Genomic DNA, 15,590 nt, shown 5'->3' on the forward strand with positions numbered 1-15,590 from the left:
TGCCTATTGCGTTATGCTGCCGTCCTTCGCCTTCGTATCCTCCGGAAGGACATCTGTTGGCAGCCTCTCCCAACGCCTCTCCGCACGCCTCCGCTGTACCTGCTGGTCCACGCCGTGTCTCTTTCGCGCGCATTCAGGAGCCTCTGGAAGTTCCCGACCTTCTCGCTCTGCAGACCGAGTCCTTCGACTGGCTGCTCGGAAACGACAGGTGGAAGGCCCGGGTCGAGGCGGCCCGCCAGGCCGGGCGCAGGGACGTCCCGACCCAGTCGGGTCTCCAGGAGATCTTCGAGGAGATCAGTCCGATCGAGGACTTCTCGGGGACCATGTCGCTGTCGTTCCGCGACCACCGCTTCGAGCCGCCCAAGTACTCGGTCGACGAGTGCAAAGAGAAGGACATGACCTATTCCGCCCCGATGTTCGTGACGGCGGAGTTCATGAACAACACCACCGGCGAGATCAAGAGCCAGACGGTGTTCATGGGCGACTTCCCGCTCATGACGCCGAAGGGCAGCTTCATCGTCAACGGCACCGAGCGGGTCGTCACCTCGCAGCTCATCCGCTCGCCCGGCGTCTACTACGAGCGCACCACCGACAAGACCTCCGACAAGGACCTGTACGGCTGCAAGGTCATCCCGTCCAGGGGCGCCTGGCTGGAGTTCGAGGTCGACAAGCGCGACAGCGTCGGCGTGCGCATCGACCGCAAGCGCAAGCAGCCCGTCACCGTGCTGCTCAAGGCGTTCGGCTGGACGGCCGAGCGGATCCTCGAGCGCTTCGGCCGTTTCGAGTCGATGCGGGCCACGCTGGAGAAGGACCACACCGCCGGCCAGGACGACGCCCTGCTCGACATCTACCGCAAGCTGCGGCCGGGTGAGCCGCCGACCAAGGAGTCGGCGCAGACCCTGCTGGAGAACCTCTACTTCAACCCCAAGCGGTACGACCTGGCCAAGGTGGGCCGCTACAAGATCAACAAGAAGCTCGGCCTCGACGTCGACATCAACGTGACCGTCCTGACCGAGGACGACATCGTCGCGATGATCGAGTACCTGGTGCGGCTGCACGCCGGCGACGAGCCCACGGGCCTGCCGCTGGAGGTCGACGACATCGACCACTTCGGCAACCGGCGGGTGCGCAGCGTCGGCGAGCTCATCCAGAACCAGGTCCGCCTGGGCCTGTCCCGCATGGAGCGCGTCGTGCGCGAGCGCATGACCACCCAGGACGTCGAGGCGATCACGCCGCAGACCCTGATCAACATCCGCCCGGTCGTGGCGTCGATCAAGGAGTTCTACGGCACCTCCCAGCTCTCGCAGTTCATGGACCAGACCAACCCGCTGGCCGGCCTGACCAACAAGCGGCGGCTCAACGCCCTCGGCCCCGGCGGCCTGTCCCGCGAGCGGGCCGGCATGGAAGTGCGCGACGTGCACCCGTCCCACTACGGACGGATGTGCCCGATCGAGACCCCCGAGGGCCCCAACATCGGCCTCATCGGCTACCTCGCGTGTTACGGCCGCCTCAACGCCTTCGGCTTCATCGAGACGCCCTACCGCAAGGTCGTCGACGGCAGGGTGACCGAGCAGATCGACTACCTCACGGCCGACGAGGAGGACCAGTTCGTCATCGCGCAGGCGAACTCGCCGCTGACGCCCGACGGCGTGTTCGCCGACCAGCGCGTGCTGGTGCGCACCAAGGGCGGCGAGTTCGAGTACGTCCGCTCGGCCGAGGTCGACTACATCGACGTGTCGCCGCGCCAGATGGTGTCGGTGGCCACCGCGATGATCCCCTTCCTGGAGCACGACGACGCCAACCGGGCACTGATGGGCGCGAACATGCAGCGCCAGTCGGTGCCGCTGCTCAAGAGCGAGGCGCCGCTGGTCGGCACCGGCATGGAGTATCGCGCCGCGACCGACACGGGCGACGTGATCAGCGCGGAGAAGGCCGGTGTGGTGGAGGAGGTCTCCGCCGACTACATCACGGTCATGAACGACGACGGCACCCGCACCACCTACCGGGTCGCCAAGTTCAAGCGCTCCAACCAGGGCACCAGCTTCAACCAGAAGCCGATCGTGGCCGAGGGCGACCGCGTCGAGGTCAACCAGGTCATCGCCGACGGCCCCTGCACCGACAACGGTGAGATGGCGCTGGGCAAGAACCTGCTGGTGGCGTTCATGCCGTGGGAGGGCCACAACTACGAGGACGCGATCATCCTGTCCCAGCGGCTGGTGCAGGACGACGTGCTCTCCTCGATCCACATCGAGGAGCACGAGGTCGACGCCCGCGACACCAAGCTGGGCCCCGAGGAGATCACCCGCGACATCCCCAACGTCTCCGAAGAGGTCCTGGCCGACCTCGACGAGCGCGGCATCATCCGGATCGGCGCCGAGGTCGTGCCCGGCGACATCCTGGTCGGCAAGGTCACGCCCAAGGGTGAGACGGAGCTGACCCCGGAGGAGCGGCTGCTGCGCGCGATCTTCGGTGAGAAGGCCCGCGAGGTGCGCGACACCTCGCTGAAGGTGCCGCACGGCGAGTCCGGCCGGGTGATCCACACGCAGGTGTTCAGCCGGGACGAGGGCGACGAGCTGCCGCCGGGGGTGAACGTGCTGGTCCGCGTCCTGGTGGCGCAGAAGCGTAAGATCACCGACGGCGACAAGCTGGCCGGCCGGCACGGCAACAAGGGCGTCATCTCCAAGATCCTGCCGGTCGAGGACATGCCGTTCCTGGAGGACGGCACCCCGGTCGACATCATCCTCAACCCCCTCGGCGTGCCCGGCCGGATGAACGTCGGCCAGGTGCTGGAGACCCATCTGGGGTGGATCGCCGCCCGCGGCTGGGACATCTCCGGCGTGCAGGAGGCGTGGGCCGAGCGGCTGCGTGACAAGGGCTTCGAGAAGGTCGCCCCGCGCACCAACATGGCGACCCCCGTCTTCGACGGCGCGAACGAGGAAGAGATCATCGGGTTGCTCGGCAACACCATCCCCACGCGCGACGGGGATCGGCTCGTGCAGGGCGGCGGCAAGGCCCGGCTCTTCGACGGGCGCTCCGGCGAGCCGTTCCCGTACCCGATCGCGGTCGGCTACATCTACATCCTCAAGCTGCTGCACCTGGTCGACGACAAGATCCACGCCCGGTCGACCGGCCCCTACTCCATGATCACCCAGCAGCCGCTCGGCGGTAAGGCCCAGTTCGGCGGCCAGCGCTTCGGTGAGATGGAGGTGTGGGCCATGGAGGCCTATGGCGCCGCGTACGCGCTGCAGGAGCTGCTGACCATCAAGTCCGACGACGTTCTCGGCCGGGTGAAGGTCTACGAGGCCATCGTCAAGGGCGAGAACATCCCCGAGGCGGGCATCCCCGAGTCCTTCAAGGTGCTGATCAAGGAGATGCAGTCGCTGTGCCTCAATGTCGAGGTGCTCTCCAGCGACGGCGTGTCCATCGAGATGCGTGACACCGACGAGGACGTCTTCCGCGCCGCCGAAGAGCTCGGCATCGACCTGTCCCGGCGCGAGCCGAGCAGCGTCGAGGAGATCTGACCTCCGGCCCGGGTGCGGCGCCGAAAAACCCGGAGGCGCCGCACTCGGGCAGATCTTCGCTTACTGTGCATTTTGGGGGACGTGCTGCGGGACAATGTCCGGGCCGACGCACACGAAAGCGCGGCGCGACGGGGGAACACGGAGGATGACGCCGGGAATGAGCACGCAGACGCATGAGCACCTAGGCCCGTACCGGGTGGTCAGGAAGATCGGCGAGGGCGGCATGGGGGTCGCCCACCTCGGTCTCGACGGCGCGGGGCGGCAGGTCGCCATCAAGGTGCTGCACCCGCACGTGGCCGCCGACCTCAAGGCGCGCGACCGGCTGTTCCGCGAGGTGGAGACCATGCGGCGGGTGCGCAGCTCGTACGTCGCCGAGGTGCTCGACGCCGAGCTGTCGGGCCCCCGGCCGTACGTCGTGACCCGGTTCGCGCCCGGCCGCACGCTGGAGGACACCGTGCTGTCCGAGGGGCCGCTGCCGCCGCACGAGGTGATCAGGCTCGCCCAGGGGCTGTGCCAGGCGCTGGTCGACATCCACGCGGCCGGCGTGATCCACCGCGACCTCAAGCCGTCCAACGTCATGATCGTCGAAGGCCGGCCGCTGGTCATCGACTTCGGCATCGCGCACCTGGTCGACGCGGCCAGGCTGACGCAGAGCGGCATGTTCGTCGGCACGCCCGGCTACCTCGCGCCCGAGATCATCCGCGGCTCGCACATCACGCAGGCGGCCGACGTGCACGCGCTGGCCTCGACGGTGTTCTTCGCCGCCACGGGGCTGCCGCCGTTCGGCACCGGGACGTTCGAGGCGGTCTGCTTCAACACCATGGAGGGGCGCTCGCAGATCGACAAGGCGCCGGCCTGGCTGCGCGACTGGCTGAGCCGGGCACTGCAGGTCGAGCCGTCGGCCCGCCCCAGCGCGGGCGAGCTGCTGCGCCTGGCCGGGGCGCTCGACCCGGCGGGCCGCGTGCCGCAGGCGCGCGGCGGCCGCACGGTGGCCATGAACACCCTCTCCGACCTGCTCCCGCCGGTCCAGTACGCGCCCAGGCGCGAGGAGGAGGAGCCGCCGCACACCGTGCGGGCCGAGCAGCCGCAGGAGCGCCGCCCGTCGCCGCCGCCGCGTCCGGCGGAGCCGTTCGAGCTGCGGCGCTTCGTCAAGAGCAGCGGGTTCGTCGGCGTGCTCGGCGTGGTGACGCTGGTGGCGCTGACCGTGGCCATGCCCGTCGCCATGGGCCTGCTGGTGGCGGCGCTCACGCTGGCCCTGCGCGCCGGCGACCACTACTTCGCCGAGGAACGGCCGGAGCTGACCAGGGCCGCGCTCGTGGCGATGGGCAACCTGCTGCTGTCGCTGGCGCTCGGCATCGTCGCGGCGGGCCTGCTGCACATGGCGGGCCGGGTGAGCACCAGCCACGCCGAGTCGCTGGCCGCCGGGGCCTTCACGCTGGGGTTGTTCGTGCTGCCCGGCTCGGCGGCGGTGCGGCGGGCCGCCTCGAACGTCCTGGCCCGCCTCCTGCCCGGGCACAGCGCGACGGTGGTGTCGGTGGCCGTGATGGGGCCGGTCGCCCTGATCACGGTGATCATCGCGCTCGTGGGGCTCTGACCACGTAAGGGGCCGCAAACGGCCCGCCGCGGAGCGCAAGTCTTGCGTCTTCTTGACGCAGGCGCTTGCGCTCCGTTTTGTTTCGCCACCCGCGCAGCTCAGAGGCGTCACCAGGGCGAAGATCGATTCTGCGGGTGTCGCTCGCAGTTATTTCTTTGCGCAATCTCGTCGAAATATTGCGGCCATCTGCTCGACATCTTATGGTGCGGCCATCCGTCCTATCGAAGGGCCACCCCCCATGCGAGCACTGTTTGCCGCCCTTGCGTTACTCCTCGGATTCCTCGCGGCACCCGCCGCACACGCCGCCGCCGACACCAACCTCGCCGCCGGCAAGACGGCCACGGCGAGCAGCTTCACCGACGTCTACCGCCCGGCCAACCTCACCGACGGAAACCAGGCCACCTACTGGGAGTCGGCCGGCAACGCCTTCCCGCAGTGGGCGCAGGTCGATCTCGGCGCCGCCGCGAGCCTGAGCAAGGTGGTGCTCAAGCTGCCCTCCGGCTGGCCGAGCCGCACCGAGACGCTGGCCGTCCAGGGCAGCACGAACGGCTCCAGCTTCACCACCCTGGCCGCCTCGGCCACCTACACGATCAGCCCGGCAGCCACCGTCACGCTGCCCGCCGACACCACGGCCCGCTACGTCCGCGTGCACATCACCGCCAACGCCGGCTGGCCGGCGGGGCAGCTCTCGGAGCTGGAGGTGTGGGGGAGTGCCCCGGACAACCCCGGTCCTGGAGGCCCGAACCTGGCTCTCGGCAAGACCATGACCGAGTCGGGTCACACCCACACCTATGCCGCCGCGAACGCCAATGACGACAACCTCCAGACGTACTGGGAGGGCGGCGCCTACCCGGCCACGCTGACCGCGCAGCTCGGCGCGAACGCCGACCTGACGGCCGTCACCCTCAAGCTGAACCCGGACCCGGTCTGGGGCCGCCGCACCCAGACGGTGCAGGTGCTCGGCCGCGAGCAGTCCGCCACCGCCTTCACCACCCTGGCCGCCCAGGCCACCTACACCTTCGACCCGGCCATCGGCAACACGGTGACGATCCCGGTCTCCGGCAAGGCCGCCGACGTGCGCCTGCAGTTCACCGCGAACTCCGGCGCCCCCAGCGGCCAGGTCGCCGAGTTCCAGATCTTCGGCACCCCGGCCCCCAACCCCGACCTCGTCGTCACGGGCCTCACCTGGACGCCCGCCGCGCCCACCGCGACGACCGCGATCACCGTGGCGGCCACGATCAGGAACGCGGGCACCGCCGCCTCCGCCGCGACCTCGGTGAACCTCTACCTGGGCGGCGCCAGGGCGGGCAGCGCCGACGTGGGCGCGCTGGCCGCCGGAGCCTCCACCACCGTGTCTGCGAATATCGGGACAAGGAGGGCCGGTACGTACCAGGTCTCGGCCAAGGTGGACGAGGACGGGAACGTCCCCGAGCAGAACGAGGCCAACAACGCCCACACCGCGCCCACCTCCCTGATGGTCGCCGAAGCCCCCGGCCCCGACCTGCGCGTGCTGAGCATCAGCCCCACCCCGCCGAACCCCGCCGCCGGCACGCGCGTCACGTTCACCGTGGCCGTGCAGAACCGCGGCACCACCACGACCGGCACGACCACGGTCACCCGGCTGACGGTGGGCGGCACCACGCTCGACACCAGCACCGCGGCCATCGCGGCGGGCGCGACCGCGAACGTGGCCGTCACCGGCTCCTGGACCGCCGCCACCGGCGGCGCCACGATCGTCGCCACCGCCGACGCGACCGGCGCCGTCACCGAGACCGACGAGAGCAACAACACGCTCTCGCAGGCGATCACCGTCGGCCGCGGCGCCTCGGTGCCGTACGTCGAGTACGAGGCCGAGTCCGCCGCCTACCAGGGCACCCTGCTGCAGGCGGACCCGCTGCGCACGTTCGGCCACACGAACTTCGCCACCGAGTCGTCCGGCAGGAAGTCGGTGCGGCTCGACAGCACCGGCCAGTACGTCGAGTTCACCTCCGCCAACCCGGCCAACTCGATCGTCGTGCGCAACTCGATCCCGGACGCGCCGGGCGGCGGCGGCATCGACGCCACGATCAGCCTCTACATCGACGGCGCGTTCGCCCGCAAGCTCACGCTCTCCTCCAAGCACAGCTGGCTGTACGGCACCAGCGACGACCCGGAGGCGCTGACGAACACGCCGCAGGCCGACGCCCGCAGGTTGTTCGACGAGTCGCACGCGCTGCTGTCGCGCTCGTACCCGGCGGGCACGAAGTTCCGCCTCCAGCGGGACGCCGGCGACACCGCCGCGTTCTATATCATCGACCTGATCGACCTGGAGGACGTGGCCCCGGCGGCCACCAAGCCGGCCGCGTGCACCTCGATCACCGAGTACGGCGCCGTCCCCGACGACGGCAACGACGACACGGCCGCCATCCAGCGCGCGGTCACCGACGACCAGAACGGCGTCATCGACTGCGTGTGGATCCCGCCGGGCCAGTGGCGGCAGGAGAAGAAGATCCTCACCGACGACCCGCTGAACCGCGGCCCGTACAACCAGGTCGGCATCAGGGACGTGACGATCCGCGGCGCCGGCATGTGGCACTCCCAGCTCTACACGCTGACCGAGCCGCACCTGGCGACGGGCGGCATCAACCACCCGCACGAGGGCAACTTCGGCTTCGACATCGACGACAACGTGCAGATCTCCGACCTGGCCATCTTCGGCTCGGGCCGGATCCGCGGCGGCCCCGGCGGCGCCGAGGGCGGGGTCGGGCTGAACGGCCGGTTCGGCCGCAACACGAAGATCTCGAACGTGTGGATCGAGCACGCCAACGTGGGCGTGTGGGTCGGCCGCGACTACGACAACATCCCGGAGCTGTGGGGGCCCGCCGACGGCCTGCAGTTCAGCGGCATGCGCATCCGCAACACCTACGCCGACGGCATCAACTTCAGCAACGGCACCCGCAACTCGCGCGTCTTCAACTCCTCCTTCCGCACCACGGGTGACGACGCGCTGGCGGTCTGGGCGAACCCGTACGTGAAGGACCCGGCGGTGGACATCGCGCACGACAACCAGTTCCTCAACAACACCGTGCAGCTCCCGTGGCGGGCCAACGGCATCGCCATTTACGGCGGTCACGGCAACAGGATCGAGAACAACCTGATCTACGACACCATGAACTATCCCGGCATCATGCTGGCCACCGACCACAACCCCCTGCCGTTCTCCGGCCAGACGCTCGTCGCCGGGAACGCCCTCTACCGCTGCGGCGGCGTCTTCTGGGGCGAGGCGCAGAAGTTCGGCGCCATCACCCTGTTCGCCCAGAACAGGGACATCACCGGCGTCACCATCCGCGACACCGAGATCCACGACTCGACCTACGACGGCATCCAGTTCAAGGGCGGCGGCGGCGCCATGCCGGACGTCGCGATCACGAACGTGCGCATCGACCGGTCGAACAACGGCGCCGGCATCCTCGTCCAGGGCAGCGCGCGCGGCAGTGCGACCCTGACCGGCGTCACCATCACGAACTCGGCCACCGGCGACATCGTCAAGGAGCCGGGCTCGACCTTCGTGATCAACTGAGGTCCGCGGCCCTGGAGCCGCAGTAGCAGGCCTGGTAGAGGGCGGTGAAGGTGGCCAGGAAGTCGTTCCAGTCGCCGTTGAGGTTGGCCACGAGGATCCGGGTGCCGTCGCGGTCGCCCATCGCGTACGTGATCGAGCCCTGGATGTAACCTCCGCCGCCCCACAGGGTCACCCCGCACGGGAGCCGCTGGGAGTAGACGCCGAGCCCGTAGGCGGTGTCCGGCACCCAGCCGGCGCCGTCCGTCGGGACGGTCGTGAACAGCTCGCGCTGCTGCTCGGCCGGCAGGAGGTGGCCGCGCAGCAGCGCGCCGAGGAAGCGGCGCAGGTCGGCGGCCGTCGAGACCATGCCGCCGGCGGCTCCGGCCCAGCTCAGGTCGGCGCCGGTGACGTCGTGGACGTCCGCCGGGTTGCCGAGCTCGTCGGCCTTGGAGTAGTGCCGGGCGTGCGGGGCGCGCAGCGTGTTGTCGGTGCCCGGCAGATACGTTCCGGTCAGGCCCAGGGGGCGGGCGAGGCGGCGCTCGATCTCGCCGGCGAGCGTGCCGCCCGTCGCCTGCTCGACGATCAGCCCCGCCAGGTTGTAGTTGACCTTGGAGTAGATGAAGCGGGTGCCGGGTTTCTCCGGGGCGGGCGGCGTCTGGCCGGGGAAGGCGTCGGGCAGGCCGCTGGTGTGGTTGAGGAGCTGCCTGATCGTGATCGCGGTGCCGTCGCCGCCGAGGTGCTCCTCGACCACGCCGGGCAGCCACCGCGCGACGGTGTCGTCCAGGCCGAGCCCGCCTTCGGCGGCCAGCCGCAGGACCACCGTGCCGACGAACGCCTTGGTGAAGCTGCCGATGCGGAAGTGCTCGCCGGGCCGGCGCGGGCGGCCGGTCGTCAGGTCCGCCACGCCCGCCGTGCCGGACCAGGCCCGGGTGCCGTCGATCTCCAGCTCGGCGAGGACGCCGGGGCCGCCGCCGGCCACGGCCTGGTCGAGGGCGTGCTGGAGCTGGGCATGCGTCATCGTTCCTCCTGTGCGTGATGGGGGAGCGCCCTTGTCCGGGCATAAGCAACCGTAGTTGACTACATCGGGGTTAGTCAACGCGAGTTGCTAACGTTCGGCCGCCCGGAACCGGGACGGCGGGACGCCCGCCCACGCCACGAACGCCTGGCGGAAGGTCTCGGCGGAGGCGAAGCCGCAGCGGCGCGCGATCGCGGCGAGCGGCTCGCTCGTCCGGGTCAGCAGGTGCGAGGCCACCTCCATGCGCATGTCGCGCACCAGCCGCGACGGGGTCCTTCCGACGTGCTCGGCGAACAACCGGTTCAGATGCCGCTCGCTCACCCCCGCGAACGCGGCCAGCTTCGCCACGCCCAGGTCGCCGTCCAGATGGCCGATGATGTGGTCGATCACCCGCCGCACCACGGCCTGGTCGGAGCGCGGCAGGTTCGTGAACAGGCTGAGCTGCGTCTGCCCGCCCGGCCGCTGCAGGTACGTGACCATGCCCATGGCCACCCGGCGGGCGATCTCGGGCCCGTGGTCCTCCTCGATGAACGACAACGTCAGGTCGAGCGCCGCCGTGACCCCGCCCGACGTGGAGACCTCGCCGTCCCTGACGAAGATCGGCGCCGGATCCACCCGTACCTTCGGGAAGCGCGCGGCGAGCCGGGCCGCCTCGTACCAGTGCGTGGTGGCCCGGCGGTCGTCGAGCAACCCGGCGGCGGCCAGCACCGTCGCGCCCGTGCACACCGACGCCACCCGCCGCGCGAGGCCGGCCAGCCGCGTCACCTGGCCCACCAGCCTGGGGTTGGCGGCGGCGGCCTCGTGCCCCTGCCCGCCCGAGACGATCAGCGTGTCGATCGGGCCCGCCACGCCGTCGAGGCGGCCCTGCCCGCGCACCTCGATCCCGGAGTCGCAGCGCACCGGCCGCCCGAGCGGCGTCACCAGCAGCACCTCGTACGCCGGGCTCGCCCCCAGCCGGTTCGCGTAGTCGAACCCCGACGTCACGGACGCGATGTCCACCAGCTCGACGCCGTCATAGGCCACCATCACGATCAACGGCTCCGCCATGCCAACACGGTAGGCCCGTACCGAGCCGTACGGACAGGATCCCCAGCGGAACGGACGAGCCGCCCGCCATCCCCGCCACTCCGCCCCGCCCGGCACCGATGCTGCTCGGAGGAGGTGAGGTTCGATGCGTGAGCAGCCCGCTCCGGCGCCGCACGGGCTGACCGTGGGGGTGCTCGGCGTGCTGGAGGTCGCCGTGGACGGGCGGCCGGTGCCGCTGACCACCGGCAGGCTCAGGACCCTGCTCGCCGTGCTCGCCATGTCCGCCTCGGCCCCCGTCTCCATGAAGCTGCTCACCGAGGCGCTCTGGCCGGACGCGCAGCCCCGCAACAGCCGCCGCAGCCTGCAGATCTACGCGGCCAGGCTGCGCGAGACCCTGGGCAGGGAACGGATCGAGACCCGCCAGGACGGGCTCCTCCTCCACGCCGACCCCGACGGCGTCGACGCGCTGCGCTTCGAGCGGATCCTCGCCCAGGCGGCCGCCGAGCGCGGCTCCCCCGCGAACGCCCGCTCATCCAGCAGGCCCTGGCGTTGTGGCGGGGCCAGCCGTTCGACGGCGTCAGCTCCCGCTGGCTGGAGGAGGTTCAGGCGCCGCGCCTGACCGAGCGCTATCTCACCGCGCTCGAACGGCGCACCGACCTCGACCTCCTCGCCGGCCGCGCCGCCGACACCGTGCCCGAGCTGAGCGAGCAGGTCGTGCGGCACCCGCTGCGCGAGTCGCTGGCGCTGCGCCTGCTCGTCGCGCTCGACCGCTGCGGCCGCCAGGCCGAGGCACTGCGCTGGTACGCGCGCATCCGCGCCGTCATCACCCGCGAGCTGGGCGTGGAGCCCAACCGCGAGCTGCGCCGGGCGCACGCCGACCTGCTCGCCGGCCGCCCGCTCGACCCGCCCGGCACCGCCCCCGCCCAGGGACGATGGGGTCACCGGCCCGGCGAGTACGGGCTGAACAGGTCGAACGGATTCGGCCGGCCCGGCAGGTGACGCGCGGACGGGCGCTCAGGCGCGGGTGCGGGTGGCCGGGGGCTTGATGCGGACGCGTTCCTGCGGCTCGTTGTCGAGGTCGTCGAGCTGGCCCTGGACCGTGGCGCGCAGCTCGTCGTAGTCGCCGAAGGTGTGGTCGTGGAACAGCGTGTAGCCGCTCCACATGAGGTTCGCGCACACCCGGGGCGGCACCTGGCCGGTGGCGGCGCCCATGCCGACCAGGGCGACCGAGCGGATGCTGCCCGGCTCCCGCTCGTTCTGCATGTGGACGGCCTGGAAGGCGGCGGCGCACGCCAGCGCGACGTTGAGCGTCTGGCTGACGTCTTGGGCCGAGGCCACCATGGTGGGCGTCGAGATGAGGAACCTCGGGTTGGTGGCCCCGGACGGCACGCAGACGGCGCTGCCCACCGGCAGGGAGCCGCCGAACCGGTCGCGGATCGCGCGCTGGACGCGGAGCTGGATGCCGGCCCCGAGGTGGCGCTTGATGGCGGCGTCGACCCCGCCGTCCATGCGGCCGCGCGCGTTGGTGGGGCTCACCCAGGCGTCGGCGTGCTGATCGAGGAGCGAGCCCTTACGGATCTCGACCTCGGGGGTGTCGGCGAAGGCCGCCAGCCACTCCTGCACCACCTGCGGGTTGACGTCGACGAGGACGACCTTGAGCGGTGGCCGCACGTGCTTGACGGTCATGGATCACTCCGGGGGCGATGAGACGGATCTTGTAAGAGGGCACGAAGATAGCGCGCCGTACCGACAATTCCGGATCTTGCGCGGGCCGCGCCGGACGACGTCGCGTCCGGTCCGTACATGCGGCACAATTCCCCCCAATCCGATCTTGTGCCGTCCAGCCTGAAAGCCGACCCATGAGCGACGACAACGCCCCCGCCGACCCGAACGACCCGCTGGCCCTGGCCGAGCTCTTCACCGGCGGCGGGGAGCCGTGGCTGCCGCTGCTGAAGCCGGTCATCGAGGCGCAGCCGGCCGCGGCCACGTTCATCGGCGCGAACCGCGGGCCGAACGTCGTGCCCGTGCGGGAGCTGACCTTCCAGGCGCTCAAGCCGAACCCGCCGCACAAGTGGAAGGTCGTGGTCTTCGGGCAGAACCCGTACCCGCGGGCCGAGAGCGCCACCGGCATCGCGATGTTCGACAACACCTTCCACGACTGGGCCGACAGCCAGTTCGGCAAGACGGTGTCGATCCGCTGCATCATCAAGGCGGCGGCCATGTGGAAGCACGGCATCCCGAAGAAGACGCCGATCGCCGACCTCCGCAAGCTGCTGAAGCAGCACGACACGGTGCAGCCGCCGGAGTGGTTCCAGGCGATGCTCACCCAGGGCGTGCTGCTCCTGAACGCGGCGCTGACCGCCAGCAGCGACGGCGCCCTGGCCACCGACCGGCACACGGCGTTCTGGCGGCCGGTCGTCGAGGAGATCGTCGAGGAGATCCTGCGGGCCAAGCGGGACGCCCCCGAGCAGGACCGGGGCGTGGTGTTCGCATGGTGGGGCGTGCACGCGCGCAGCCTCAAGCAGGTCGTGCTGCGGCTGCAGCGCAAGTACCCCGAGGTCGAGGTGCGGCACCTCGACCACGCCAACCCGGCCGCGCAGGGCGACCTGTTCTGCGACGGCGAGCACTTCGCGCACGTCAACGCCGCCCTCGCCGCACTCGGCGCCGGCGAGATCGACTGGCTGCCCAGCAAGGGCTGGAACGCCGCCGCCGCCGAGCAGGACCCCGGCACGGCGGAGCGGATGGGCGCGTTCATCGCCTCCACGATGGAGCTGCACCAGCTCTACCTGGAGCGCCTGGCCGGCGTCAAGGACGAGGGCCTGGACCTGCCGGCGATCAGCGGCGTCTTCGGCACCCCGCTGCTGCCCTTCCGCGAGTCCGTCGCCCCGGTGGCCAAGCTGCTGGCGGGCCTCGACTGGTACGTGGAGCAGGCGCACCGGTTCGGCGAGAGCCTGCCGGCCGCCGAGAGCTCCGGCCTGTCCGCCGACGAGATCGCGGCCCTGTACCTCTACACCTGCGAGTCGGCCTTCTACCGCCGCATCAACGCCACGCTCCGCGACCCCGACCGCACCCGGATCGTCCCCTACCTGCCGTACCTGCGGTTGCTGTTCTCGGCCGTGTCGCGCCTGCCGGCCCGGACGGAGCCGCTGTGGCGCGGCGTGGCGCTGGACCTGCGGGCGCAGTACCCGCTCGGCCGGACGGTGACGTGGTGGGGCGTGTCCTCGTGCACGTCGGAGCTCGGCGTGGCGCAGGCGTTCCTGGGGCGGCGCGGCAAGCGCACGCTCTTCGAGGTGCGGCCGCGCAGGGCGGTGGGGATCCGCAGGTTCTCCGCGTTCACCGGCGAGGAGGAGTTCATCCTGGCGCCCGGCACGCAGCTGGAGGTGACCGGCGTGCGGGCCGAGCGCGGCGGCCTGTGCACGGTGACGCTGACGGAGCTGGACGAGCAGCCCCTGGTCGCCTGACGTCACGGCTGCACGTGGGTCACCTCCGCGCCGATGAGGTCCGCGACCGCGCGCAGGTCGGCGAGGCGGTGGCCGGTGCCCAAAGCCCAGTGGTGGGAGATGCCGCTGGCGCTCCAGGCGTCGGTCCACTCGCCGGGGTCGCAGCCGAAGTCCACCCGGGAGGTGGTGTTGCCGATCTGCAGCAGCGGCCCGGCCACCACCTCGCCCTCGGAGACGACGAAGCCGTAGCCGCCGTCCCTGGCCTGGCGCAGCCCGAACGCGGTCACCGGCCCCCGCTTGACGTCGAACTCGACCGACACGCCCCAGCCGCGCTTGCCGTGGTAGACGCCCAGCCCGCGCAGCAGCGGCCGGTGGGAGCTGATCGCCAGGTGGGCGGGGCCGTCGTGGCCCATCTCGACGTGGCCGCGGGCGAAGTCGAGCGCCTGCAGCTCGGTGAACGAGCCGCCGCCGCCCAGCCGGTCCATGATCAGCATGGCCAGGGACGTGCGCAGCTCGTACTCGCCGGCGGCCGGGATGCCGCGCGCGGTGAGCAGGGACGCGCCGAGGATCATGCCGGCGCCGAGCCGCTCGTGGATCTCGCCGTCCAGGCCGCGGTGGTAGTAGGCCAGGCTGTCCAGCGCGAAGTCATCCACCAGCCGGTCCAGGCCCACCGAGACGCGGGCCGCCCACGCCAGGTCCTCCTCGTTGACCGACTCGGCCAGCTCGAACACCTCGCGGGCCAGTTCGACCCGCTCGCGGGTCTCGGCGTCGGTGACTTTCTCCGTGCGCACGCGCAGGTCGTCGAACTCCAGCACCTCGACGTGACCGCCGAAGTTGGCGCTGACCAGGGTCAGGTCGGTGGCCACGTCCAGCATGCCCGGATACAGGTGGCCCATCAGGCCGTGCCGCCCGTGACGCAGCGCCGCGCGCACGCCGGCCGCGCGGATCCAGCGGCCGATCCGCTCCCAGGCCCGCTCGTCCTCCAGGTAGCCCGACACCGAGCGGAACGGGATGCCGCAGCGGGTGAACGCGTTGGCCATCTCCGGCAGCGGGCAGGCGCCGCAGTAGGCCAGCCACTGGCCGGTGTCGAAGGTGGCGTGGTCCATCGACTCGGTCGGCTGCAGGTTGATGAGCAGCACCGGCGCGCCGCTGCGCTGCGCGATCGGCACGAGCATGGTGGCCGTCATGTACGTCGTCAGGAACCCGACGATCAGGTCGCAGCCCGCGGCCCGCAGCTTCTCGGCCGCCTGCGCCCCCTCCTGGGCGTCGGAGATGAAGCCGACGTCCACGATCTCCGCGTCGAAGCCGCGCATGCGCTCGGAGACGCGTTCCGCGGAGCGCTGGAGCTGGGGCAGCAGGTCGGGGAACTGCGGCCAGTAGGCGCCCAGCCCACCGGCGACCAGGCCCACCTTGACGCGGCGCGGGGTGATGCGGGGGAAGGTGTTCACGGGGGTTG

The 15,590-nt window shown here is 71.1% G+C and carries 10 protein-coding genes; 6 read left to right on the plus strand and 4 right to left on the minus strand.

Annotated features, from left to right (window positions below):
- Positions 1–56: 56 nt before the first annotated feature.
- The 3 genes from rpoB (at position 57) to KIS93_RS52700 (ending at position 8,674) form a co-directional block, all read left to right on the plus strand.
- Complete coding sequence (rpoB, locus tag KIS93_RS52690) at positions 57–3,521, plus strand: DNA-directed RNA polymerase subunit beta (protein ID WP_080037484.1); 3,465 nt, start codon at positions 57–59, stop codon at positions 3,519–3,521.
- A gap of 157 nt (positions 3,522–3,678) precedes the next feature.
- A complete protein-coding gene (locus KIS93_RS52695; RefSeq protein ID WP_080037485.1) occupies positions 3,679–5,115 on the plus strand; it encodes a serine/threonine-protein kinase in 1,437 nt (478 codons plus the stop codon).
- A gap of 238 nt (positions 5,116–5,353) precedes the next feature.
- Positions 5,354–8,674, plus strand: a complete 3,321-nt coding sequence (locus tag KIS93_RS52700; protein WP_080037486.1) for a CARDB domain-containing protein — start codon at positions 5,354–5,356, stop codon at positions 8,672–8,674.
- Here KIS93_RS52700 and KIS93_RS52705 read toward each other — a convergent pair.
- Complete coding sequence (locus KIS93_RS52705; RefSeq protein WP_080037487.1) at positions 8,667–9,671, minus strand: serine hydrolase domain-containing protein; 1,005 nt, start codon at positions 9,669–9,671, stop codon at positions 8,667–8,669. The genes KIS93_RS52700 and KIS93_RS52705 overlap by 8 nt on opposite strands.
- An 87-nt stretch (positions 9,672–9,758) precedes the next feature.
- Positions 9,759–10,715, minus strand: a complete 957-nt coding sequence (locus KIS93_RS52710; RefSeq protein ID WP_080037488.1) for a GlxA family transcriptional regulator — start codon at positions 10,713–10,715, stop codon at positions 9,759–9,761.
- A 124-nt stretch (positions 10,716–10,839) separates the two neighbouring features.
- Here KIS93_RS52710 and KIS93_RS52715 point away from each other — a divergent pair, with 124 nt between their 5' ends.
- Both KIS93_RS52715 and KIS93_RS52720 read left to right on the plus strand, forming a co-directional pair.
- Positions 10,840–11,313, plus strand: a complete 474-nt coding sequence (locus tag KIS93_RS52715) for an AfsR/SARP family transcriptional regulator (RefSeq protein WP_186404957.1) — start codon at positions 10,840–10,842, stop codon at positions 11,311–11,313.
- Entirely contained in the window at positions 11,244–11,693 is a 450-nt protein-coding gene (locus tag KIS93_RS52720) for an AfsR/SARP family transcriptional regulator (RefSeq protein ID WP_186404958.1), read from the plus strand. Before KIS93_RS52715 ends, KIS93_RS52720 begins: the two co-directional genes overlap by 70 nt.
- 15 nt (positions 11,694–11,708) lie before the next feature.
- On the opposite strand, the gene KIS93_RS52725 is transcribed toward KIS93_RS52720, so the two are convergent.
- The gene (locus KIS93_RS52725; RefSeq protein WP_080037490.1) at positions 11,709–12,380 is read right to left on the minus strand and encodes a macro domain-containing protein; all 672 of its coding nucleotides are present in this window, start codon (positions 12,378–12,380) and stop codon (positions 11,709–11,711) included.
- A 173-nt stretch (positions 12,381–12,553) separates the two neighbouring features.
- Here KIS93_RS52725 and KIS93_RS52730 point away from each other — a divergent pair, with 173 nt between their 5' ends.
- On the plus strand, positions 12,554–14,155 hold the full coding sequence (locus KIS93_RS52730) for an ADP-ribosyltransferase domain-containing protein (protein ID WP_080037491.1): 1,602 nt from the start codon (positions 12,554–12,556) through the stop codon (positions 14,153–14,155).
- Between the two features lie 2 nt (positions 14,156–14,157).
- Here KIS93_RS52730 and KIS93_RS52735 read toward each other — a convergent pair whose 3' ends face one another.
- Positions 14,158–15,582: an L-fucose/L-arabinose isomerase family protein gene (locus KIS93_RS52735; RefSeq protein WP_080037492.1), complete on the minus strand. Its 1,425-nt coding sequence runs from the start codon at positions 15,580–15,582 to the stop codon at positions 14,158–14,160.
- Positions 15,583–15,590 lie beyond the last annotated feature (8 nt).

It is taken from the genome of [Actinomadura] parvosata subsp. kistnae (genome assembly GCF_900323885.1).
GTDB lineage: Bacteria > Actinomycetota > Actinomycetes > Streptosporangiales > Streptosporangiaceae > Nonomuraea > Nonomuraea composti.

Excerpts from the sequence above, each read along its gene's own strand:
- KIS93_RS52705 (WP_080037487.1), bottom strand. The coding sequence starts at position 9,671 with ATGACGCATGCCCAGCTCCAGCACGCCCTCGACCAGGCCGTGGCCGGC.
- KIS93_RS52695 (WP_080037485.1), top strand. The coding sequence starts at position 3,679 with ATGAGCACGCAGACGCATGAGCACCTAGGCCCGTACCGGGTGGTCAGG.
- KIS93_RS52710 (WP_080037488.1), bottom strand. The coding sequence starts at position 10,715 with ATGGCGGAGCCGTTGATCGTGATGGTGGCCTATGACGGCGTCGAGCTG.
- KIS93_RS52700 (WP_080037486.1), top strand. The coding sequence starts at position 5,354 with ATGCGAGCACTGTTTGCCGCCCTTGCGTTACTCCTCGGATTCCTCGCG.
- KIS93_RS52725 (WP_080037490.1), bottom strand. The coding sequence starts at position 12,380 with ATGACCGTCAAGCACGTGCGGCCACCGCTCAAGGTCGTCCTCGTCGAC.
- KIS93_RS52730 (WP_080037491.1), top strand. The coding sequence starts at position 12,554 with ATGAGCGACGACAACGCCCCCGCCGACCCGAACGACCCGCTGGCCCTG.
- KIS93_RS52715 (WP_186404957.1), top strand. The coding sequence starts at position 10,840 with ATGCGTGAGCAGCCCGCTCCGGCGCCGCACGGGCTGACCGTGGGGGTG.